Raw genomic sequence first — 21,056 nt, 5'->3', positions numbered from 1 at the left:
GATGGAGCCGCGCGACCGCCTGGCCAGGGTGGTGCCGGGCCTCGCGCAGCTGCTGGGCTATCAGCGCAGCTGGCTGCGGCCGGACCTGCTGGCGGGCGTCACCGTGGCCGCCTACCTGGTGCCCCAGTGCATGGCCTACGCCGAAGTGGCCGGGCTGGCGCCGGTGGCGGGCCTGTGGGCGATCCTGCCCCCCCTGCTGCTCTATGCCCTGCTGGGTTCCTCGCCCCAGCTCTCGGTGGGTCCAGAGTCCACCACCGCCGTGATGACGGCGGCTGCCGTCGGGCCGCTGGTGGCGGGCGATCCACTCGCCTATGCCGGCTTCTGCAGCCTGTTGGCCATGCTGGTGGGCCTGGTCTGCTGCGCCGGCGCCTGGGCCAGGCTTGGTTTCCTGGCTGATCTGCTCTCCCGGCCGATCCTGGTGGGCTATCTGGGCGGCGTGGCCCTGATCATGATCGGCGGCCAGCTGGGCCGGATCAGCGGCATGACACTGCAGGCCGACTCCAGCCCCGGCCAGCTGCTGGAGCTGCTGGGCCGGCTGGGCGAGATCCACCGGCCCACCCTGCTGCTGGCGTTGGGGGTGCTGGTGTTCCTGCTGCTGGTGCAGCGCCGTTTCCCCCGGGCCCCGGCTCCCCTGCTGGCGGTGCTGCTGGCCATGGCGGTGGTGGCGGTGGGACACCTCGATCAGCGCGGCGTGGCCGTGATCGGCGCCATCCCGGCCGGGCTGCCCCAGCCGACGCTGCCTCCCGCGGTGTCACCGGCCCAGCTGCGCTACCTGCTGACGGCGGCGGTGGGCATCACCCTGGTGGGCTACTCCGACAACGTGCTCACGGCCCGGGCCTTTGCCGCCCGGGGTGGTTACCGCATCGACGCCAACCAGGAGCTGCTGGCCCTCGGCAGCATCAACCTGGGCAATGGCCTGATGCAGGGCTTTCCGGTGAGCAGCAGCGGCAGTCGCACCGCCATCGGCGATTCCCTCGGCAGCCGCTCCCAGCTGTTCTCCCTGGTGGCGCTGGCGGTGGTGCTGGCGGTGCTGCTGTGGTTGCGGCCGGTGCTGGCCCTGTTCCCCACGGCGGCCCTGGGGGCCATCGTGATCTATGCCGCCCTGCGCCTGATCGACATCCCGGAGTTCCTGCGGCTGCACCGCTTCCGCCCCAGTGAATTCCGGCTCGCCCTGATCACCCTGCTGGGGGTGCTGCTCACCGACCTGCTCACCGGCGTGGGCGTGGCGGTGGGCCTGTCGGTGATCGATCTGTTCGCCCGGCTGGTGCGTCCCCACGACGCCGTCATGGGGATCGTGCCGCGGCTGGCGGGCCTGCACGACGTGCGCGACTGGGAGGGGGCGCGCACGATTCCGGGTCTGGTGCTGTTCCGGTTCGATGCCCCCCTCTGCTTTGCCAACGCGGAGCACTTCCGCCAGCGGGTGCTGGCGACGATCGCCGCCGAGCCCCAGCCGGTGGCCTGGTTCGTGCTCAATGCCGAAGCCATTGTCGAGATCGACATCACGGCGGCTGACGTGCTCGAGGAACTGCAGCGGGACCTGACCACCCGCGGCATCACCTTCGGTCTGGTGCGGGTCAAGCAGGACCTCTACATCCAGCTGGAGCGGGCCGGGCTGGTGGAGCGGATCGGGCCGCGCCTGTTCTTCCCCACCCTGCCCACGGCGATCGCGGCCTTCCAGGCCCGGGCGATGCCGGTGCCAAGCGCATGACCATCGCCCCCGAGCGCCACCAGCTGGTCCTGGCGGGGGGCGGCCACAGCCACGTGCTGGTGCTCAGGCGCTGGCTGATGCGCCCGCGCACCCGGCCGTCGCGCACCCGCCTCACCCTGGTGAGCCGCCACGGCACCGCCCTCTATTCGGGCCTGCTGCCCGCCGTGGTGGCGGGGCTGGAGCCCCTGGCGGCCGCCGCCATCGACCTGCGCCGCCTCTGCACCCTGGCCGGCGTGACCTTCGTTCAGGCGGAGATCACCGGGCTGGACCCGGCGGCCCGGGAGCTGCGGCTGGCGGGCCGTCCGCCCCTGCGCTTCGACCGGCTCAGCCTCGATCTGGGCGCCGTGACGGCCACCTCGGGATGGTCGGCGGGGGCGGCGATGGCCGTCAAGCCGCTGGAGCCCTTCCTGGCCTGGGCGGAGCGCCGCGCCGCCGGCGAGCCCCTGGTGATCCGCGGCGGTGGGGCCGCTGCCGTGGAGCTGGCCCTGGCCTTCCGGGCCCGGGGGATGGATTGCCGCCTGCTGCTGCAGGGGGAGTCCCTGCACCTGGGATCGGCCGCGGCGAACCGGGCCGGTGAACGGCTGCTGGCCCAGGCCGCCATCCCGATCCAGCGGCGGGCGCCGCCTGGGGCCCCGGCCGATCTGGCCTGCACCGGCAGCCGCGCCCCCGCCTGGCTGGCAGCCGCCGGCCTGCCGGTGGATCCGGCGAGCGGCCGGGTGCTGACCCACCCCAGCCTCCAGGTGATCGGCCATCCGGCCCTGTTCGCTGCGGGCGACTGCGGCCTGATCGCTGCCGATCCCCGGCCCCCCTCGGGGGTGTGGGCCGTGCGGGCGGCGCCGGTGCTGGCGGACAACCTTGGCCGCAGCCTGGGCGAGCCCCCCAGGCCCCTACGGCCCTGGCGGCCCCAGGCGCGGGCCCTGCAGCTGCTCGGTGACGGCGGCTGGCATGCCGCTGGCCCCCGGGCCCTGGCCCTGTTCGGTCCGCTGGCCCTGGGGCCTTCGTGGTGGATCTGGCGCTGGAAGCAGCGCATCGATCGGGCCTTCATGGACCGCTTCGCCACGCTCCAGCCGATGGCGGCCGCCGCCATGGCCTGCCGTGGCTGCGCCGCCAAGCTGGGGGCGGCCCCCCTGAACGCCGCCCTGGCCAGGCTCGACCCGGACGGCCCGCCGGCGGCGGTGGAAGACGCGGCCCGGGTGGGCAGCGGCGCCGATGGGGCCCTGCTGCTGCAGAGCGTTGATGGCTTTCCGGCCCTGGTGGATGACCCCTGGCTGAACGGCCGGCTCACCACCCTGCATGCCTGCAGCGACCTCTGGGCCAGCGGTGCGGCGGTGGCGAGCGTCCAGGCCCTGGTGACGGTGCCCGAGGCGGCGGCGGCCGTGCAGGAGGAGCTGCTGCTGCAGACCCTGGCCGGAGTGCGCTCGGTGCTGGAGCCCCTCGGCGCCGCCCTGATCGGCGGCCACACCCTGGAGGGCCGCGATGGGGCGGGCCTGGCCCTGGCCCTGACCGTGAACGGCTGGGTGGCGCCGGCGGCGTCCTGGGGCAAGGGGCCGCTGCGCCCCGGCGACGCCCTGCTGCTGAGCCGGCCCCTGGGCACCGGCGTGCTGTTCGCCGCCGCCATGGCCGGTGCCGCCGCCCCTGAGTGGATGGAGGCGGTGCTCATGGCGATGCAGCGCAGCCAGGCGCCCCTGGTGCCGCTGCTGGCCGCCCACGGCTGCGGGGCCTGCACCGACGTGACCGGCTTCGGTCTGCTGGGCCACCTCGGCGAGATGGTCGACGCCAGCGGCGCGGGGGTGGCGGTAGAGCTTGAGGCCGCCGCCATCCCCGCCTATTCCGGCGCCCTGGAGCTGCTGGAGCGGGGCTTTGCCAGCAGCCTGGCCCCCGCCAATGCCGCCGCCCTGGCCCTGCTGGAGGGGCCGGTGCGGCTGGTGGCGTCCGCGGCCCTGGCGGGGCTGCTGGTCGACCCCCAGACCTGTGGTCCGCTGCTGGCGGCGCTGCCGGCGCAGCGGGCGCCTGCCGCCCTGGCCGCCCTGCGCGCCGCGGGCTTCGGGGCGGCGGCGGTGATCGGGCGGGTGGTCTAGCCGGAGGGGGGCTGCTGCAGCGTCACCAGGCCCTGGCTGACGAGCTGGCGGGCAGCCTCCGGAGCCGCCAGGCCGCCCAGATCCACCCCCGAGCAGGCATGGCCGTCGAGGCCGTGGTCGTAGCAGCGGTCGTAGTAATCGAGCATCTGGCGGCAGGCGGCGGCCCAGTTGCCTTGCTCGATCGCTTCGAGGGCCAGGGCGGTGCGCTGGGGTCCCAGCCGCCGGGCGATGCGCTGGGTGGCCTCCGCCAGGGCGAGGGGGTCCTGGGCGCCGTAGATCTCCACCAGGTGGTCCACCCGCTCCTGGAGGGGGCGCTCCACCGCCAGCACCGGCGCGGCCTGCATCTGGCGCCACAGGCCGGCGGGAATGCGGCAGCGGCCCACCATGACGCTTTCGGCCTCCAGCCAGATCTGGTCGGTGCCGGCCAGGGGCGCCAGGGCGGCGGCGAGGCGGTTCTCGTAATGTTCGCTGCTGGGCTGCTCCGGCAGGCCCAGGCCACCGAAACTGCTGCCGCGGTGGTGGGCCAGGCCCTCCAGGTCCACCACCGCCGCCCCCAGCTCCTGCAGGGCCAGCAGCAGATCGGTCTTGCCACTGCCGGTGCGGCCCCCCAGCAGCCGCAGGGGCCAGGGCCGCTCGAACAGCTCCAGCACCCAGCGCCGGTAGCTCTTGTAGCCGCCCTCCAGCAGCAGCACCGGCAGCTCCAGCTGCTGGGCCAGCCAGGCGACGCTGCCCGAACGCATGCCGCCGCGCCAGCAGTGCAGCCGCAGGGGCGCCCCGGCCGAGCGTTCGCTCCAGGTCACCAATTCGGCGGCCAGGGCCTCCATCCGCGGCCCCACCAGGGCCAGACCCCGCCGCACGGCGGCCTGGCGGCCCTGGTGCTTGTAGAGGGTGCCCACCTCGGCCCGCTCCCCGTCGCTGAACAGGGGCAGATTGGCGGCCCCGGGGATGTGGCCCTGGCGGAATTCGGCCGGCGTGCGCACGTCGAGCAGCGCGCCACCTGCCGCCAGGAACGCATCGATGGGAAGGCAGGGCGCCATGGGGCTCGCGGCAGGGACGGGGGCGTCTGGCGATGACGAAGGCCGCGGGCCGGCACCCACCTGATGGCCATAGTGGAGCAAAGGCCGCCAACGCTTCCCAAGCCCGATGAGCATGTTCCGGATCCGCACCACCGCCACCGCTGCCCTGATGGGGGTCTCGCTGGCGTTGGTGCCCCTGCTGACGCCACCGGCCACGCCCCTGGGCGGCTTGCTGGCTCCGGCGGCGGCCCAGCAGAGCCAGAAGGTGCTGCGCATCGGCGCCATCCCCGACCAGAAGCCCGAGATGCTCAACCGGCTCTACCCGCTGGTGGCCACTGAACTCAGCCGTCAGCTGGGGGTGAAGGTGGTCTACGTGCCGGTGGTGGATTATGCCGCCGCCGTCACCGCGTTCCGCACCGGTGGCCTGGATCTGGTCTGGTTCGGCAGTCTCACGGGGGTGCAGGCGCGCCTGCAGAAGCCCGGCGCCCTGGTGATCGCCCAGCGCGATATCGACGCGTCGTTCCAGAGCGTCTTCATCGCCAACACCAGCAGCGGCCTCAAGCCGATCAGCAACGTCAAGGGGCTGAGGGAACTGAAGGGCAAGCGCTTCACCTTCGGCTCGGAGAGCTCCACCTCCGGCCGCCTGATGCCCCAGTTCTACCTGAATCAGGCCGGGGTCCAGCTGAGCGACTTCGCCGGCGGTGCCCCCGGCTTCAGCAGCAGCCATGACGCCACCATCGCCCTGGTGCAGAGCGGCGCCTACCAGGCCGGCGCCGTCAGCGAAGAGGTCTGGCGCAGCAGCCTCAGCGAGGGCAAGGTCAGCCGCGCCAAGGTGGTGCAGATCTGGAAAACCCCCGGCTACCCCAACTACCACTGGATCGCCCAGCCCGATCTCGACAAGCGCTTCGGCAAGGGCTTCACCGCCCGGATGAAGACGGCGATCCTCAGCTGGCGCGCCGCCAATCCCCGGCAGAAGGAGGTGCTGGCGTTGTTCGGCGCCCAGCGCTTCATTCCCGCCAACGCGGCGGCCTACAGCCCCATCGAGAAGGTGGGCCGCCAGATCGGCAAGATCCGCTGAGCCCCCTCCTGCTTGGCAACCACCTAGGGCGCCGGATCACAGGGCTGGCCTTGGGTCTGGCCGCCCTGTTCGGTGCGCCTGGGCCTGCCGCCGCCAGCGCCTGTGTGCCCGCGGGCGTCTGGGTGGAGCCCAGCGCCGCCGGTCCCCGCACCGTGGCGGCAGGCGACCTGCTCGATCGCCTTGCCCGGCGCCCGGTGGTGCTGCTGGGGGAACGCCACGACAGTGCTGCCCACCACCGTTGGCAGTTGGCCACCCTCCAGGCGCTGCAGACGCGGCGTCCCGAGCTGAGCCTCGGCCTGGAGATGGTGCCGCGCCGGCTGCAGCCGGTGCTCGACCGCTGGGTGGCCGGGGAGCTGGAGGAGCGTGCCTTCCTCGCGGCCCTCGACTGGCCGGCCATCTGGGGCTATGACGCCAACCTCTACCTGCCGATCCTGCGCTTCGCCCGTGACCACCGGATCCCCCTGCTGGCCCTGAACGTGGAGCGCCGGCTGGTGCGGCGGGTGCGGGCCGAGGGCTTCGCGGCGGTGCCCCTGGCTGAGCGGGAGGGGGTGGGGCGTCCGGCGCCAGCCAGCCGGGCCTACCGGGCCCAGCTGCACCGGCTCTGGCAGCACCATCCCTTTGTTCCCAGCAGCGGCCAGGGGCGGCCCGGCCTGGAGGATCCCTCCTTTGGCCGCTTCGTGGAGAGTCAACAGCTGTGGGACCGGGCCATGGCCGAGGCCATCGCCGACCGCCGCCGCCTGCACCCCGGGGCCCTGGTGGTGGCCCTGATCGGCCATGGCCACCTGGCCGGGGGCCACGGCGTGCCCCATCAGCTGCGGGCCCTGGGGTTGGGTGAGGCGGCCTGGCTGCTGCCCTGGGAGGTTGGGCTCGACTGCGCCGTGCTGCAGCCGGGGCTGGCCACGGCGGTGTTCGGGGTGGCCTCACCGCCGCCGGCGGGCCTGTGGCTGGGGGTGTATCTGGAAACCCACGGCGGCCGGGTGGAGATCCGTCAGGTGGCGCCTGGTTCGCTGGCGGAGCGCTCCGGCCTGCGGGTTGGTGATCGGATCACATCGATCGATGGCCAGCCGGTGAGCAGCGCCCGCCAGGTGATCGAGCGGCTGGCCGCCCACCCGGAGGGTCGGCCCCTGGGCCTCACCCTGCGGCGGTATGGGCGGCTCCTGCCCCTGCAGCTGGCCCTGCCTTAGCCCTGCCAGGGCCGTAGGGGCAGCAGCAAGCGCTTGGAATCGCTTAATATCTTTCGATACCCTTCCGCTTGGTGGGGGCCAGTGGTTATCCCTGCTCGGTTCGGCGACCGGCAGACCATGCGGCCGCCTCCCCTGAGCCTTCAGAAAGGATCACAACCACTTGACAGCTCCTTCCCGGGCCATCGGCTCGCCCTCGTCGGCGCGCGTCCCTGCCCAGCCGCAGGCGACGTCCGCCCCGCTGACCACATCCATGGCAGCCCCCATGGCAGCTGTGGTCTATTGCGAAGGGCAGTTCGCCAGCGCCGACGGCAAGACCGCCCACGGGCTGGTGCGTTACAGCACCCTCTACCGGATCGTGGCCGTGATCGACAGCCAGGCCGCCGGCCGCGACGCCGGGGAGCTGCTTGATGGCCTTCCCAATGGCATCCCGATCGTGGCCGATCTGAAGGCCGCGTTCCGCCTCGGCGGCCCCACCCCGGAAGCGTTCATCTATGGCATGGCCCCGGCCGATGGCCTGTACAGCTCCAGCGACCGACAGGTTCTTCTGGCCGCCATGGCGGCTGGCTTGTCCCTGGTGAGTGGCATGCGCGAGTTTCTGGCGGATGACCCTGTCTTCGCCGCCAGCGCCGCAGGGCACCGGGTGACGATCCAGGATGTGCGCCGGCCGCCGGCTCTGCAGGATCTGCGGCTGTTCAGTGGCGCTATCAGCAACGTCACCTGCCGGCGCATCGCCGTGCTCGGCACGGATGGTGCCATCGGCAAACGCACCACCGCCACGCTGCTGGTGCAGACCCTCAACGATCACGGCATCCACGCGGCGCTGGTGTCCACGGGGCAGACCGGCATCATCCAGGGCGGCCGTTACGGTCTGCCGCTCGATGCGATTCCCTCCCAGTTCTGCTCCGGTGAGGTGGAGGCCGCCGTGGTGGAGGCCTTCAACAGCGAGCATCCCCAGGTGATCGTGATCGAGGGTCAGGGATCGCTCAGCCATCCGGCTTACCTCTCCTCCACCTTCATTCTGCGGGGCGCCCAGCCCCAGGCCGTGATCCTCCAGCACGCGCCCAGACGCCGCCAACGCTGCGATTTCCCCGGCGTGGCGATGCCCACGCCCCAGAGCGAGATCACGCTGATCGAGGCCTTTGCGCCCACCAGGGTGATCGGCCTCACGCTCAACCACGAGGGCATGAACTCCGCCCAGATCTCCGCCGCCATTGCCCTCTACGAGGCGGAACTTCACATCCCGGTCACCGACCCGCTCACCAGCGCCCCCGAGCGCCTGGTGCAGATGGTGGTGAGGGCCTTCCCCGAACTCGGCGCGGAACTGGCGGCGATGGCGTGAGCGCCCCGCGGCTCGAGATCGATCTCGATCGCCTGCACCACAACGCCGCCACGCTGGTGCGCCGCCTGGCGGGCCAGGGGATCGCGGTCACGGCGGTGAGCAAGGCCTGCCTCGGCAGGCCCGAAATCGTGCGCACCTGGCTGGCGGCCGGCGTGACCTCGATCGGCGACTCACGCATCGAAACGCTGGAAGGCCTGGCCCGCGGCGGCCTCACGGCGCCGACGCTGCTGATCCGTACCCCGATGCTCAGCCAGATGGAGCAGGTGGTGGCCCATGCCACCAGCAGTTGCCACAGCGAACCGCTGGTGATCCAGGCGCTGGCGGCGGTGGCACAGCGTCAACACCGCCGCCATGGCGTGCTGCTGATGGTGGAGCTGGGCGATCGGCGCGAAGGCCTCCTGCCCCATGATCTCGAAGTCATCGCCAGGCTCACCCTGAGCCTGCCGTCGCTGCGGCTGGTGGGGATCGGCACCAACCTGGGCTGCCAGCATGGGGTGGCCCCTGACGCGGCCAACATGGCGGAGCTCTCGGCCCTGGCGGACGCTCTCGAAGCCCGCCTCGGCATCAGTCTTGAGCTGGTCTCGGGGGGGAATTCGGCCAATCTCCCCTGGCTGGCCCAGGGGGGCGCCCCGGGGCGGATCAACCATCTGCGGCTGGGGGAGGCCCTGCTGCTGGGGCGGGAACCCCTGGCACGCTGCCCCATTCCCGGCCTCCACACAGATGCCTTTTCCCTGGTGGGTGAGCTGATCGAAGTGAAACGCAAACCCAGCCACCCCTGGGGGGAACAGGGGTTCACCAGCTTCCTGGCCACGGCCGCACCCCCAGCGCCGGACCGGGGCCTGCGGCAGCGGGGCCTGCTGGCGCTGGGGGTTCAGGATGTGGATCCGGCGGACCTGGAGCCGCCACCAGGGGTGTCGATCGTGGGGGCCAGCAGCGATCACCTGGTGGTGGAGGCGGAGCGGCCGCTTCGGGTGGGTGAGGAACTTCGCTTCCAGCCCGGCTACAGCGCCCTGTTGCGGGCCATGACCAGCCCCTTCGTTCACAAGCGCTGCCTCCAGGCGTGAGTAACGCCTGCCCTACCAGGGCAGCACCTGGCCGTTGGCATGCCAGAAGCTGCCGCTGGTCTCCAGGGTCAGGGCGTCGATGCGGGCCAGCAGGCCGTGCACGGAGTCCTCGGTGCTGATGCCCTGGTCGCTGAAGCCCGTCATGCGGGTGCGCACCAGGCCGGGATGGAGCAGGGCCACGGCGATGCCGCGGGGGTGCAGGTCGATGGCCAGCGACTTGCCGGCCATGTTGAGCGCCACCTTCGACATCCGGTAGCCGTAGGCGCCGCCGGAGCTGTTGTCGTCGATCGAGCCCATGCGGCTGGTCATCAGGATCACCTTGGCGCCGGATGGCAGCTGGCCCAGCAGGGCCCGGGTGAGCCGCAGGGGCGCGATGGCATTCACCTCAAACTGACGCCGCAGGCTGTCGACGTCGAGGTCGGCCAGGGTGGTGCGCTCCAGCAGGCCGGCGTTCAGGATCAACCCATCGAGGGCCAGGGACCCCAGCCGGCCCACCAGATCGGCGATGGCGGCCGCCTCGGTGAGGTCGACCCCGGCCTCGATGCGCACCCCCAGACCCTCCAGCTCCGGCGACGGCGTGCGGCAGACCGCCACCACGGTGTCGCCCCTGGCCTGGAGCTGGCGGCAGTATTCCAGTCCGATGCCGCGGTTGGCGCCGGTGATCAGAACGGTGGCCATCGGGGACGGGCTCGCTGCTGTCTGGATCGTATGGGGGCTCAACCCTCCTCCCAGCGGAAGCCCTCGTCATCCCAGGCCCTGGGATCCTCGATCGGCTCGAGGTGGGTGAGCACATCGCTGCGGGGCAGGGCGATGGCGATCTCCTGCTCCAGCTGCTCGCAGAGGTCATGGCCGTCCTGCACGGTCCATTGCCCCGGCACCAGCACGTGGAAGGCCACGAAGCGGCGTGATCCGGCCACCCGGGTGCGCAGGGCGTGGAAGCGGATGCCCTCGGTTTCATGGCAGGCCAGCAGCGCCTCCAGCCGCTCCTGCTCGTCGCTGGGCAGCGAACGGTCGAGCAGGCCGGAGGCCGTCTCCCGCAGCAGATTCCAGCCGGTGAGGGTGATGTTGAGCGCCACCGCGATGGCGATCAGCGGGTCGAGGATCGTCAGCCCGGTGAGCTTGACCAGGCCGATGCCCACCAGCACCCCGCAGGAGGTCCAGACGTCGGTGAACAGGTGGTGGGCGTCGGCCCGCAGGCTGATCGAGTGGAAGTGGCGGGCGGCCCGCAGCAGCACCCAGGCCACCAGGCCGTTGAGCGCCGTGGCCACCAGGGACAGGGCCATGCCCAATCCCAGTTGTTCCAGCGGCTCGGGAGCCTGCAGGCGGCCCACCGCCGAAGTGATGATCGCCAGGGCGGCCAGCACGATCAGCACACTCTCCAGACCGCTGGAGAAGTACTCGGCCTTGAAGTGGCCGTAGTGGTGGGTGCGGTCGGCCGGCTTGGCGGCCAGGCTGAGGGCCCAGAAGGCCCCCAGGGCTGCCACCAGATTGACCCCGGATTCCATCGCATCCGAGAGCAGGCCCACCGAACCGGTGAGCCGCCAGGCGGCCGTCTTCAGCACGATGGTGGCCACCGCCGCTGCCACCGAGAGAAGGATGTAGGAGCGGGGGGAGGCAAAGGTCATGGGGTGGGGGCGCTCAGGTCGAGGGGCGTTCGGCCACCAGCAGCAGGCCGCCGATGATCGAGAGGTTCTTCAACAGCGCGATCCGCTCCGGGGGGTCGGCCATAGCGTTGTGAAACAGCAGGGTGGTGGGCACCAGGAACAGCAGCAGCAGGATCGCCCCGAGCCGCACCCGGTAGCCGCTGATCACCAGCAACGACCCGACGGCCATCAGTGCCGTGGCCGCTGCCAGCAGCACCGGCGCGATCGGTCATCCCCGACCGGCCATCATCCAGGCCACCCCGGTGAATCCCGTCAGCTTGCCGATCACCGCATGGACGAACACCAGGCACAGCAGCACCCGGGCAAGGCCATCGAGGAGAGAGGGTCTGGACCCGGTGGCTGGCGTCATCGGAGGCCATGTGGATAGGGAGATTCTGCTGGCAATCTGGACCGAGCCTTTGCTGTTTGCGTCTCCCATGGCCGCCGGCCCCCCCACCGCCGTGCTCGCGTTGCGGGGCATCCGCGTCGACGGCCGCGGGCGGCCCCGGCTGGAGGACGTCGATCTGAGCCTGGCCCCCGGCGAGCGGGTGGCGTTGCTGGGGGCCAGTGGCGCCGGCAAGAGCTCATTGATAGCGGTGGCCAACGGCCTGCTGGCGCCGGCGGCGGGCACGGTGCTGTGGGAGGGACAGGCCCCCGCCCGTTCCCGCCGCGGCCGGCGCCGCCAGCAGGCCCGCATCGGCACCCTCTGGCAGGACCTGCGCCTGATCGAGGAGCTGACCGTGCAGCAGAACCTCAACGCTGCCCGCCTGGCCCGCTGGGGCTGGCCCCGGGCCCTGCTCAACCTGCTGCTGCCGCTGGACACCGACGACTGCGCGGCGGCCCTGCGGGCGATGGACCTGGATCCGGCCCTGCTGGAGCAGCCGGTGACGGCCCTTTCCGGCGGCCAGCGCCAGCGGGTGGCGATGGCCCGGCTGCTGCGCCAGGAGCCCACCCTGCTGCTGGCCGATGAACCCCTGGCCAGCCTCGATCCGCGGCTGGCCGCCGAGCTGCTGGCCCTGCTGCTGGCCCAGGCCGTGGCCCCCCGGGCCCTGCTGCTGAGCCTGCACCGCCCCGACCTGCTCGACGGTTTCGATCGGGCCGTGGGCCTCAAGGACGGCCGGGTGCTGTTCGACGGGCCGGCGGCCCGGGTGAACGCGGCCCTGCTGGCGGACCTCTACGGGGGCACCCCACCCGGCGTGAGCGCTTGAAACCGGCGTCGCCGCTGCTGATGCTGCTGCCGGCCCTGGTGCTGGTGCCCCTGGCCGTCCTGCTGCCGCCGCTGGTGCACGGCGGCGGCTGGGAGCTGATCGGCAGCTTTGTGCTGGCGGCGGTGACGCCATCGCTGGATCCAGTGGTGCTGGCTTCGCTGCTGAAGGGGCTGGGGGTGACGGCCGGCATGGCCCTGCTGGGCTGGGCCGGCAGCCTGGTGCTGGGCCTGGTGCTGGGGGCGGCCAGCTCCCGCACCGTGTGGCGCACCCTGACGGGCAGCGGGGTGCCGGCGGAGCTGATCCGCTGCCTGCTGGCCCTGCCCCGGGCGATCCATGAACTGATCTGGGGCCTGCTGCTGCTGCAGCTGGTGGGGCTGCAGCCGGCGGTGGCGGTGCTGGCGATCGCCCTGCCCTTCGGCGCCCTGGTGGCGCGGGTGCTGTCCGACCTGCTCGATGCCCTGCCCACCGCCAACCTGGAGGCCCTGCGGGCGGCGGGCGCCCCGGCGCCGGCGGCCCTGCTCACGGCCCTGGGGCCGGCCCTGCTGCCGGGGGTGCTCAGCTACGGCGGCTACCGGCTGGAATGCGCCCTGCGCAGCGCCACCCTGCTGGGGGTGTTCGGCCTCGGGGGCCTGGGCACCGATCTCAAGCTGACCCTGCAGTCGCTCGAGTTCCATGAACTCTGGAGCGGCCTGTGGCTGCTGCTGGCGGTGATGCTGGCCCTGGAGGCGGTCATCAGCCTGCTGCGCCGGCGCTGGCTGGTGCCCGGCCGTTTCGTGCTGGCCCGGCGGGGCGTGGGCGAACGCAGCCGCGAGATGCTGCTGACCCTGGCCGCCCTGCTGCCCCTCTGCGTTCTGGTGGGTCGCGGCCTGGGGGTGGATCCGGCGGCCCTGCTCCATTGGCAGCCCCTGCCCGGCCTGGGCGGCGGCAGCTGGGTGGCCACGTTTGCCTTGCCCTGGCCCCGGTTGGTGGGGGGCACCCTGCTGCTCACCGGCCTGGCGGCCAGCCTCGCGGTGGGCCTGGCGCCGCTGCTGCTGCTGGTGGTGGCGCCGGTGGGCTGGGCCCGGCAGGGGCTGCGGCTGCTGTGGGCCCTGGGGCGCCTGTGGCCGCCGCCCCTCACGGCCCTGCTGCTGCTGTTCGTGCTCGAGCCGGGGGTGATCACCGCCGCCCTGGCCCTGGGCTTCCACAACCTGGGGGTGCTGGGCCGGTTGCTGCTGGAGAGCGCCGATTCCACCGATCCGGCCGCCGAGGAGGCCCTGGCCTGCGGCGGCAGCGGGCCGCGGCTGGCCCTGCTCTACGGCCGCTTCAGCGGGCTGGCTCGCCCCTACCTGGCCTACGGCGCCTACCGGGCCGATGTGATCCTGCGGGAATCGGTGGTGGTGGGACTGGTGGGGGCGACCGGACTGGGCAGCCAGTTGCTGGAGAGCCTCAGCTCCTTCGCCTGGGACCAGCTGCTGGCGCTGGTGGCGGTCTACGCCCTGCTCACCCTGGTCGGCGAGGACCTCAGCGACCGGGCCCGGCGTCGCTGGTTGGCGGCTGCCTGAGCGCGGCAGCCCTCTGATCAGCTGCGGGCGGCCAGCTCCAGGCCATCGGCCAGGGGAAGGCCCTCCCGCTGGAAGCGGGCCACCAGGCGCCGCTGCAGCTCGCGGGAACAGGCCCACTGTTCGCCGGCCACGGTGGTGAGCAGGGCGCTCACGGTGATGCCCAGGGGCCCGGTGGCACTGACGCCCCGCAGCAGGGGCGCCGCCAGCAGCCGCGGTCCCCAGGTGCTGTCGGCGTGGAAGAGGGCGAGCTCCTCGGCCACCACCGCCAGGGCGTGGTCGATGTCGGGGCAGCGGTGGGACACCAGCAGCTTCACCTCTTCGCCGGAGCGCAGCTTGGTGTGGTTCACCACCCGGTCGAAGGCGCTGTTCTGGATCACGGCCACCCGGTGGTCGAGGCAGCGCAGCTGGGTGCTGAGCACGCCCACGTCCACCACGTCACCCTCGAGGCCGCCGATCTCCACCCAGTCGCCGATGGCGTAGCGATCCTCGATCAGCACGGCGAGGCCGGCGGCGAAATCGCGCAGCAGCCCCTGGAACACCAGGGCCAGGCCACCCAGCAGGGCGCCGCCGGCCAGCAGCAGGGAGGAGGAGGCGGCCCGGAGGCCGGGAATGTCGATCAGGATCAAGCCGCTGGCCGCGATCACGCAGGCCAGATCGATGAGGCGGTGGCTCACCCGCAGCAGGCTGCGGTGTCGCTGCTCCCGCCGGGCCTGCTCCTCCACCGGCACGCTGGCGCTGTCGGCCCACTGGTGCAGCAGAAACGTGGCCAGGGAACGCACCAGCAGGGCAACCAACCCGACGAGCAGCACCTTGAGGAAGGTGTGAACCGGCTGCAGCAGCAACTGCAGGCCCAGGGGCACCTTGCCCGGGACGGCCATCACCCCCAGGGCCAGCATGACCATCAGCTGCAGCAGCACCGCCAGCAGAAGCAGCAGCCCGAAGGCCTGGTGCAGCTGCAGGCGGTGCTCCAGGGCCCGATCCGGTGTGGGGCGGCGGCGGCCCAGGAGCCTGGCGCGGCGGTGGCGGTTCTGGCGCCAGAGCCAGAGGGTGCCGGCGGTGAGCAGGGCCAGCGCCAGCTCCAGCGCGAAGGTGAACCGCCAGCGGCGGCGCAGGTCAGCCGGCTGCATCACCCGGCGGGCGTGGCGAAGGCGGCTCTGCAGCCGCTGCTGCCAGCGTTCCCCCAGGGCCAAGGCGCTGATGCCATTGAGGCTGGCATCGGCACGGGTGATCGTCAGTAGCGGCAGGGGCTCGGACCGTTCCGGCACCCTGGCTTCCAGCACCACATCCCCTCCGGGCAGTTGCTTGCGCTGGACCACCAATTGCTCTGGGGCGCTGCCCGTGACCGGCTGGAGCGGTGGCTGCTCACAGGCCCCCTCGTTGCCCCCCAGCACCCGCAGCAGGATCCACTCGGCGATCTGTTCGCTCTCGCTGCAGAGATGCTGGGGGTCGTAGAGCAGGCGCAGGTTGCCTTCGATCACCTCGGCGCGGCGCTGGGCGTTGGGCGCATCGTCCTGGCTGCCCACCACTGGAGAGGCCACGGTGAGGGCGGGAACGCCAAGGATGCGGACTTTGGCCAGCTCGAAACTGCCGGCGGCCACCATGCCGCTCTGGTCGCCCGGGGCGGCCGCAGCCTGCGGGGGGGCGGCCCCGCTGGGGCCGGAGGCGGTCGCCGACAGGCCCGGGGCCAGGGGCAGGGAAAGGCCCAGGGCCATCAGCAGGGCGAGGATCCCCAGCCACCAGGAACGGGCTGCGCCACTCCGCCACGAACCAGCGATCACGGCGACTGGTCGGCAGGCTCGCGGAGCCGCGGCAGCAGCTGCACCAGGTTGCAGGGGCGGGTGGTGGCGTCGAGCTGGGCGCGGATCAGCCGGTCCCAGGCGGTGCAGACCGCATCGAGGGAGCCGGGCAGGACGAACACCACCGTGCCGTTGGCCACCCCGGCCAGGGCACGGCTCTGCAGGGTGCTGGTGCCGATCGTCTCAAAGGACAGCACCCGGAACAGCTCCCCGAAGCCCTCGATGGTCTTGTCGAGCAGGGGCGCCACCGCCTCGGGGGTGCCGTCGCGGCCGGTGAGGCCGGTGCCGCCGGAGCTGATCACCACCTGCACGGCGGCATCGGCGATCCAGCGGCTCAGCTCGGCGCGGATGCGGTAACGGTCGTCGGGCACCAGGCTGCGCTCCAGCAGCCGGTGGCCGGCCGCCTCCAGCCGCCGTTGCAGGGCATCGCCCGAGGGGTCGTCGCTGAGGCTGCGGCTGTCGGAGACCGTGAGCAGGGCGATGGAGAGGCTCACCGATCCAGCGGCTGCGAATGAGCCTGACGCTAAAGCGAGGCAGGCGGCTGGCACACCCTTGACTGGGGAACGCAGCCGGCTCATAGCGTGATCTCGGCCCCGCAGTAGGGCCGCCATTCCCCTTCAGCCTTCTCGGCCACCAGTGGCGTGAGCGTGAGCTGCAAAGGGGTGCCTGCCGCCACGTCGACCCGCAGGGCGGAGTAGGCACGCCGCAGGCCGGAGCCCCGGCCGCTGCGGCCGAGGAACAGGCGCGAGCGGGCCACGACTCGCTCGGCGCCCCGGGGACCCTCCAGCAGCACGGACCCTTCCCGTCGCTGGCGGCGCAGGCTGTAGCCGCTGCCGCCGCAGATCGCCCAGGGGATGCGGGCATCGCCGTGGCCGGTGTCGCCGACCTCGAGCAGCTCCAGGCAATGGGCATGGCCGCTGAAGGCCAGATCGAGCAGGGGCCGGCCGGCCGGCCGATCGCCGAGGGCGGCGGCCACCCGATCCAGCACGCGGCGCAGCTGGGTGCGCACGGCCAGGGTCTGGCCCTGGTCCCACTTGCTGGTTTCGGTGACGTAGGGGGGGTGGTGCAGCACCAGCAGCCGGCCTCGCACCGCGGGGTTGCGCCAGGAGGCGATCAGGGCGTCGGCGAACCAGTCGAACTGGGCCTCATCCACCGCCCGGGGGCCGCCCGTGAGCTGCTTGTCGATGTCACGGATCTGTTCATCGAGCTGCTCGGCCTTGGTGGCCCGATCGTCGCGGGCGTCCTCGTCGCCGTCGACGGGGCCGAGGGACAGCAGCAGGGCGGCCCGCTCGGCGTCGAGCCCCTGGCGACGCTCGCGCAGGTCGCCGTTGTCGGCGCCGGCCGGCAGGGGCTGGTTGAAGGTGTTGGAGTCGAGGGCGAACACGTCGACACCGGCCCAGCGAACGGTGTAGTGGCGGTGGGGCAGGCGGGTGAACTGGCCGGGGCGATAAAGCAGGCAGGGGGCCCCGTCGACCGTGGCGGTGCGGGTGCGGGCGAGGTGCTCGCCCAGGTCCGCCTCGGGTACGGCGCTGAGCCCATCGAGGAAGGCGCGGGCCCAGGCCTGGCCCACGTAGGAGCCGTGCCAACCCACATCGAGATGGATCCAGGAGCGCAGCAACCGCCGCGGCGCCGCCGTCAGGCCGGCCAGCAACCCCAGGGGCAGCGGCAGGTCGTAGTAGTCGTGGTTGCCGAGCACCGGCAGGAACGGCACCTTGAACACCAGCCGGTCGTAGCGCAGCCGGCGCCAGTCCTCACCGCCCACGATCCACTCGCGGTAGGGACGGATGAAGTTGTCCGGGTACTGCTCGCTGGAACCCACCGGGTACACCACATCACCGGTGTGCAGCAGGAAGCGAGCCTCGCTGCCATGGGCGAGCAACTGCTCGGCCACCCGCCGCTGGGGGGTGTCGCGGCGGTGCAGACCGGTGCCGCTGTCCCCCAGCACGAGGAAGGAGAAGGCCTCCGGTGCGCCTGGATCCCCCTCGATCGCCAGGCGGCAGGGATCGATGCCGCGGCGGGTGATCTCGGGATGGCCCCAGCGCACCCGGTCGGCCATGCGGCGCACCTTGGTGGCGATACCCGCCTCGGAGGCGAGGTTCATGGTGGGGGGATCACGGTGTCTGGAGTGGCGCGAACACCGTCAGGGCGCCGGGCAGGCAGGTGAAGGTGACGGAGTCGGCTTCGAGCATTTCGCCGTCGATCACCAGCCGCTGGGGTGGGTCGGTGCTGATCGTGATGTGGCGGGCCCGCAAACAGAGAAGATCGGGGTGGTTGCTGGGCGACTGGACCACGGCGGAGGTGAGCAGGGAGGCGAGGGCGTTGAGGCCCTGCAGGCGGGTGCTGGGCGAGGCGATCGTGACCTCCAGCAGGCCGTCGTCGGGGATCACCCGCCCGAAGCCCTGGGCCAGGACCGAGGTGGCGGGGGCCACGTTGGCCACGGTGATGGCGGCCGCCTGCACGTCGGTGACGGTGCCGTCGATCTCGACGCGGGCCTGGAAGGGCTGCTGGCTCACCAGCTGCTGGGCGCCGGCGAGCATGTAGGCGAGCGGGCCGAGCATCGTTTTGAGCTCGCGGGTGGCGCGATCCACCATCCCGGCCTCAAAGCCGACGCCGGCCAGCAGGGTCATCGGCAGGCCGTTGCAGCGGGCGGCATCCACTACGTGGGTGTGGCCGGCCAGGATCGTCTCGCAGGCGCCCACCAGGTCGGTGGGGATGTCGAGCGCCGCCGCGAAGGCGTTGGCGGTGCCGCGGGGGATCACGCCGAGGGGAATGCCGGTGCCGGCCACCGCCCCCGCCACCGCCGAGACGGTGCCGTCGCCACCGCAGGCCACGATCATCACGTTGCCCACCTCGCCGGCTGGCCGGGCCTGGAGCAGCTCGACGAGCTCGCGGCACTGGTCGCCTGGATCGGTGCTGGCACTGGTGAGCAGCACCGTCACCAGCAGCTGGGGCTCGAGGATCGAGCGGATCAGGGCCAGATCGGCGTTGGGCTCCCCCTGGCCGGCCACGGGATTGAACAGCAGGTAGGCCGAGCGGCCGTGGGCCAGGCCCCGCAGGGCCAGCTCGGCGGTGGCGGCGTTGAGGACCAGGGGCACGGCGGCCAGATCGCAGGCGCGGATCAGCAGCCGGCCGTCGGGCGGCGAGCCCACGGGCGCCTCCGGATCAAGGAAGGCGATCACCGCCGCCACCTCACCAGCCAGCACGCGGGCGGCCACCTGGATATCGCCCCCTTCTGAGAGTGCCTCCAGTGCCATCACCGGCAGCTGGGCGGTGCGGGGGTCGCTGCGCAGCCGCCCAGCCAGTTCGGCGGTGGCAAGCAGCGGAAAACCGGCGACGGCCAGGGCCTGTCGATCGAGCCAGTCGAGCAGCGCCTCAAGGCGCGACTCACTCGCCAGCAGCACCAGGGTATGGACCATCGGCCATGAGGTTAGGCGGGCATCGTCGCCGCCCTCCCTCCTCTTTCTCAACGGGCAGGTGAGGCATGGCTGGATGGAGCAGCTCAATCAAACAGGCTTGGGATCGTGAGGGAATCGGGCCGAAGCAGATCCATGCTGGGCCCCATGAACGGGGCCATGCTGCCTGGGACCGCCGGTGCCCGCAGCAGCGGCTCACTGGGGGGATCGTCTTCGTCACAGACCAAGGTGCCGTCGCCTGCAGGCACACAGCGCGGTCCATCCCCGCGCATGGTGCCCCGGTCTGGGTTGCCACAGGAGAGCACTCCCCCCAGCCCTTGCACACAGCTGAAGCTGCGGCCGCTGGGGGTTGAGCAGGTGGTTGTGCGGCCCCGGCTGCTCACACAGGTGAGTGTCTCGCCCCCATCCCAGCCGCTGCAGGTGAGCGTGCCATCCGAGTTGTTCGTACAGAACACATCAAATGTGCTGGCTTGGCTGGGGGCAGCGAGAGCCAGGCCAATCAACCCAGCAGCGAACAGACCCGGAAACCGGCAACGGATGCAAGCCAGGCCTCTCATCGGAGATCAGACTCCGGCAGCAGGGACATGGATTCAGGTGGCTGAAACGATGCCGCTGGCACAGGGGCACCGGGGACGAAACGTACCTGTTCGTAGGGCATGGCCAAGGCCTGGAGTTGTTGTTGCTGGGCGGCGAGAAGCCTTCTGCCGCGCGGCGTATCACGAAAGACACCCATCTGTACGCGGCTGGGGGATCGCCCCATCGGGGCCAGCGGCAGCAACTGGGCCAGGAGCTGTTGTTGGCGCCCATTGGTTGGTGTGGCGTAGAGGTAGAGCAAGGCGATGGGCGGCACAGCAGCGATGGCTGGCTGGCGGGCCCAGGCCAAGTCAGCCTGGGGATGCCCCTGGTCGTAGACCAGTTCAAAGGGAAGCGCTAGGCGACGCTGCGTCGTGACGACCACGAGGAGGAATAGCCACCTGCTGACTCGTTGCCCTTGTGGGGTGATGGGCCCATCCAGCCGGCACCAAGAGGCCTAACCAGAACAATGCCATGTGCTGGAGTGAATCCCAGGATCAGAATTGGGATTGAACAAGCGACTGATGCGGCCGCAGTTCCCCTTGCCAGACTCGTTGGAAAAATAGTCTTGTCAAGAGCTGGTCAGATGCCTTGCCCGGATGCTCTGAAGCTCGATGAGATGAGTTATGGTGGGTCAATGAGTTCATGGCAGTGGGCTTAGCGCACCTGCTTGGGTCAATTGCCGGAATGCCTTTACCATGCGTGGAGCTGAGTCATGTTCGCCAAGGTGCCGCTATGAGCGAGTTAATGATTCTCAAAGAAAAGTTAATCAAGGACCCCCTGTTTCGCTCGCTGTTTAATAAAGCAAATGACATGCAAGAGGCAATCAAAGTAGCGAGTCTCTATGGCATTCGCTTGTCCATTGAAGATGTAACTACGCATCGAAAAGAGCTCCGCACCGTGATTGGGAAGCAATCCTTTCATCTTGATTTCGCCAGGCCAAGCGATGCATCCTGGTCTTGGTGGGGCGGAGGAGAGGAAGGGGGCGCGTCTGGAGGAGGCGGATGCTCTCACTACGGTGGTGATTGCTCCTGCTTTTAGCTCATCCCAGATGAGGTCTCTTCCTGTGAATACCAGAGTCTGCCAATGTCCTGCATAGCAAAGAGAATAGTCAAAACTCCTTCCTCATCCGTTTGGTCCTTCCAGCAAGCCGCTGCAGCCGACGATGTCCGCCATCTATTGAACCTCGATGAAGAACAAAACCATTGGCTCTTGCCCGCGGCTGAGCGGGAACGTTAGAGAGAAGGTGGCGACGGCTGCAGGCCAAAGCGGGTATACTGGGCGTATAGATTTAGGAGTTTGCGGAAAAACCGTCTAAGCAGTCGTGTTTTCCCATCTCCGAGCTGATTTCTCGGTGATTTCGTCAGATGGGTTCAGTTCAAGCGCTCAGACAGCCCGATTTCGCAGCATTTGGA

The 21,056-nt window shown here is 71.2% G+C and carries 19 protein-coding genes; 8 read left to right on the top strand and 11 right to left on the bottom strand.

Features of this window, described 5'->3' with window-relative positions:
- Position 1: 1 nt before the first annotated feature.
- Together sulP and selD are read left to right on the top strand one after the other, a co-directional pair.
- A complete protein-coding gene (sulP, locus tag KBZ33_RS08840) occupies positions 2-1,708 on the top strand; it encodes a sulfate permease (RefSeq protein ID WP_254952403.1) in 1,707 nt (568 codons plus the stop codon).
- Complete coding sequence (gene selD, locus KBZ33_RS08835) at positions 1,705-3,786, top strand: selenide, water dikinase SelD (protein WP_254952404.1); 2,082 nt, start codon at positions 1,705-1,707, stop codon at positions 3,784-3,786. The genes sulP and selD overlap by 4 nt, the downstream gene beginning before the upstream one ends.
- Here the strand turns inward: selD and mnmH are convergent.
- The gene (gene mnmH / locus KBZ33_RS08830) at positions 3,783-4,823 is read right to left on the bottom strand and encodes a tRNA 2-selenouridine(34) synthase MnmH (RefSeq protein ID WP_254952406.1); all 1,041 of its coding nucleotides are present in this window, start codon (positions 4,821-4,823) and stop codon (positions 3,783-3,785) included. The two genes, selD and mnmH, sit on opposite strands and share 4 nt — an antisense overlap.
- A gap of 106 nt (positions 4,824-4,929) precedes the next feature.
- Between mnmH and KBZ33_RS08825 the strand changes: the two genes are divergently transcribed.
- The 4 genes from KBZ33_RS08825 to KBZ33_RS21470 all read left to right on the top strand — a co-directional run bounded on the left by KBZ33_RS08825 (position 4,930) and on the right by KBZ33_RS21470 (position 9,467).
- Positions 4,930-5,880, top strand: a complete 951-nt coding sequence (locus KBZ33_RS08825; protein ID WP_396108234.1) for a putative selenate ABC transporter substrate-binding protein — start codon at positions 4,930-4,932, stop codon at positions 5,878-5,880.
- Between the two features lie 50 nt (positions 5,881-5,930).
- Complete coding sequence (locus KBZ33_RS08820) at positions 5,931-7,064, top strand: ChaN family lipoprotein (RefSeq protein WP_254952407.1); 1,134 nt, start codon at positions 5,931-5,933, stop codon at positions 7,062-7,064.
- 262 nt (positions 7,065-7,326) lie between these two features.
- Positions 7,327-8,403 carry a DUF1611 domain-containing protein gene (locus tag KBZ33_RS08815; RefSeq protein WP_254952408.1) on the top strand — a complete coding sequence of 359 codons (1,077 nt, stop codon included), beginning with the start codon at positions 7,327-7,329 and terminating at the stop codon, positions 8,401-8,403.
- Positions 8,400-9,467: an alanine/ornithine racemase family PLP-dependent enzyme gene (locus tag KBZ33_RS21470; protein ID WP_315859175.1), complete on the top strand. Its 1,068-nt coding sequence runs from the start codon at positions 8,400-8,402 to the stop codon at positions 9,465-9,467. The genes KBZ33_RS08815 and KBZ33_RS21470 overlap by 4 nt, the downstream gene beginning before the upstream one ends.
- Before the next feature lie 12 nt (positions 9,468-9,479).
- Here KBZ33_RS21470 and KBZ33_RS08805 read toward each other — a convergent pair whose 3' ends face one another.
- From KBZ33_RS08805 to KBZ33_RS08790, 4 genes are read right to left on the bottom strand one after another with little or no spacing between them, the layout of a single operon-like run.
- Positions 9,480-10,145: an SDR family oxidoreductase gene (locus KBZ33_RS08805; protein ID WP_254952410.1), complete on the bottom strand. Its 666-nt coding sequence runs from the start codon at positions 10,143-10,145 to the stop codon at positions 9,480-9,482.
- A gap of 38 nt (positions 10,146-10,183) precedes the next feature.
- Positions 10,184-11,092: a cation diffusion facilitator family transporter gene (locus KBZ33_RS08800; RefSeq protein ID WP_254952411.1), complete on the bottom strand. Its 909-nt coding sequence runs from the start codon at positions 11,090-11,092 to the stop codon at positions 10,184-10,186.
- Positions 11,093-11,105: 13 nt separating this feature from the next.
- Positions 11,106-11,327, bottom strand: a complete 222-nt coding sequence (locus tag KBZ33_RS08795; protein WP_254952412.1) for a hypothetical protein — start codon at positions 11,325-11,327, stop codon at positions 11,106-11,108.
- 12 nt (positions 11,328-11,339) lie between these two features.
- Positions 11,340-11,480 carry a hypothetical protein gene (locus KBZ33_RS08790; RefSeq protein ID WP_254952413.1) on the bottom strand — a complete coding sequence of 47 codons (141 nt, stop codon included), beginning with the start codon at positions 11,478-11,480 and terminating at the stop codon, positions 11,340-11,342.
- A 67-nt stretch (positions 11,481-11,547) separates the two neighbouring features.
- Between KBZ33_RS08790 and KBZ33_RS08785 the strand changes: the two genes are divergently transcribed.
- Entirely contained in the window at positions 11,548-12,318 is a 771-nt protein-coding gene (locus tag KBZ33_RS08785) for an ATP-binding cassette domain-containing protein (protein WP_254952415.1), read from the top strand.
- On the top strand, positions 12,315-13,859 hold the full coding sequence (locus KBZ33_RS08780) for an ABC transporter permease (RefSeq protein ID WP_254952417.1): 1,545 nt from the start codon (positions 12,315-12,317) through the stop codon (positions 13,857-13,859). Before KBZ33_RS08785 ends, KBZ33_RS08780 begins: the two co-directional genes overlap by 4 nt.
- Before the next feature lie 17 nt (positions 13,860-13,876).
- Here the strand turns inward: KBZ33_RS08780 and KBZ33_RS08775 are convergent, their stop codons facing one another.
- The 6 genes from KBZ33_RS08775 to KBZ33_RS08750 form a co-directional block, all read right to left on the bottom strand.
- Positions 13,877-15,637, bottom strand: a complete 1,761-nt coding sequence (locus tag KBZ33_RS08775; RefSeq protein WP_254952419.1) for a mechanosensitive ion channel family protein — start codon at positions 15,635-15,637, stop codon at positions 13,877-13,879.
- Positions 15,634-16,149: a molybdenum cofactor biosynthesis protein B gene (gene moaB, locus KBZ33_RS08770; RefSeq protein WP_254952421.1), complete on the bottom strand. Its 516-nt coding sequence runs from the start codon at positions 16,147-16,149 to the stop codon at positions 15,634-15,636. The genes KBZ33_RS08775 and moaB overlap by 4 nt, the downstream gene beginning before the upstream one ends.
- Positions 16,150-16,229: 80 nt before the next feature.
- Positions 16,230-17,756, bottom strand: a complete 1,527-nt coding sequence (locus KBZ33_RS08765) for a metallophosphoesterase (protein WP_254952423.1) — start codon at positions 17,754-17,756, stop codon at positions 16,230-16,232.
- Between the two features lie 10 nt (positions 17,757-17,766).
- A complete protein-coding gene (locus KBZ33_RS08760) occupies positions 17,767-19,071 on the bottom strand; it encodes a diacylglycerol kinase family protein (protein WP_254952424.1) in 1,305 nt (434 codons plus the stop codon).
- A gap of 83 nt (positions 19,072-19,154) precedes the next feature.
- Positions 19,155-19,571, bottom strand: a complete 417-nt coding sequence (locus KBZ33_RS08755) for a hypothetical protein (RefSeq protein ID WP_255011632.1) — start codon at positions 19,569-19,571, stop codon at positions 19,155-19,157.
- A 50-nt stretch (positions 19,572-19,621) separates the two neighbouring features.
- A complete protein-coding gene (locus KBZ33_RS08750) occupies positions 19,622-20,026 on the bottom strand; it encodes a hypothetical protein (RefSeq protein WP_254952428.1) in 405 nt (134 codons plus the stop codon).
- Positions 20,027-21,056: the final 1,030 nt, after the last annotated feature.

This window comes from Cyanobium sp. Cruz-8D1 (genome assembly GCF_024345975.1).
Taxonomy (GTDB): Bacteria; Cyanobacteriota; Cyanobacteriia; order PCC-6307; family Cyanobiaceae; genus Cyanobium.
The sequence above is the reverse complement of the archived record's forward strand: the minus strand, read 5'-3'. Positions and strand labels throughout refer to the sequence as shown.

Excerpts from the sequence above, each read along its gene's own strand:
- KBZ33_RS08800 (WP_254952411.1), bottom strand. The coding sequence starts at position 11,092 with ATGACCTTTGCCTCCCCCCGCTCCTACATCCTTCTCTCGGTGGCAGCG.
- KBZ33_RS08805 (WP_254952410.1), bottom strand. The coding sequence starts at position 10,145 with ATGGCCACCGTTCTGATCACCGGCGCCAACCGCGGCATCGGACTGGAA.
- KBZ33_RS08765 (WP_254952423.1), bottom strand. The coding sequence starts at position 17,756 with ATGAACCTCGCCTCCGAGGCGGGTATCGCCACCAAGGTGCGCCGCATG.
- KBZ33_RS08760 (WP_254952424.1), bottom strand. The coding sequence starts at position 19,071 with ATGGTCCATACCCTGGTGCTGCTGGCGAGTGAGTCGCGCCTTGAGGCG.
- selD (WP_254952404.1), top strand. The coding sequence starts at position 1,705 with ATGACCATCGCCCCCGAGCGCCACCAGCTGGTCCTGGCGGGGGGCGGC.
- KBZ33_RS08790 (WP_254952413.1), bottom strand. The coding sequence starts at position 11,480 with ATGACGCCAGCCACCGGGTCCAGACCCTCTCTCCTCGATGGCCTTGCC.
- KBZ33_RS08815 (WP_254952408.1), top strand. The coding sequence starts at position 7,327 with ATGGCAGCTGTGGTCTATTGCGAAGGGCAGTTCGCCAGCGCCGACGGC.
- mnmH (WP_254952406.1), bottom strand. The coding sequence starts at position 4,823 with ATGGCGCCCTGCCTTCCCATCGATGCGTTCCTGGCGGCAGGTGGCGCG.
- KBZ33_RS08785 (WP_254952415.1), top strand. The coding sequence starts at position 11,548 with ATGGCCGCCGGCCCCCCCACCGCCGTGCTCGCGTTGCGGGGCATCCGC.
- KBZ33_RS08825 (WP_396108234.1), top strand. The coding sequence starts at position 4,930 with ATGAGCATGTTCCGGATCCGCACCACCGCCACCGCTGCCCTGATGGGG.
- sulP (WP_254952403.1), top strand. The coding sequence starts at position 2 with ATGGAGCCGCGCGACCGCCTGGCCAGGGTGGTGCCGGGCCTCGCGCAG.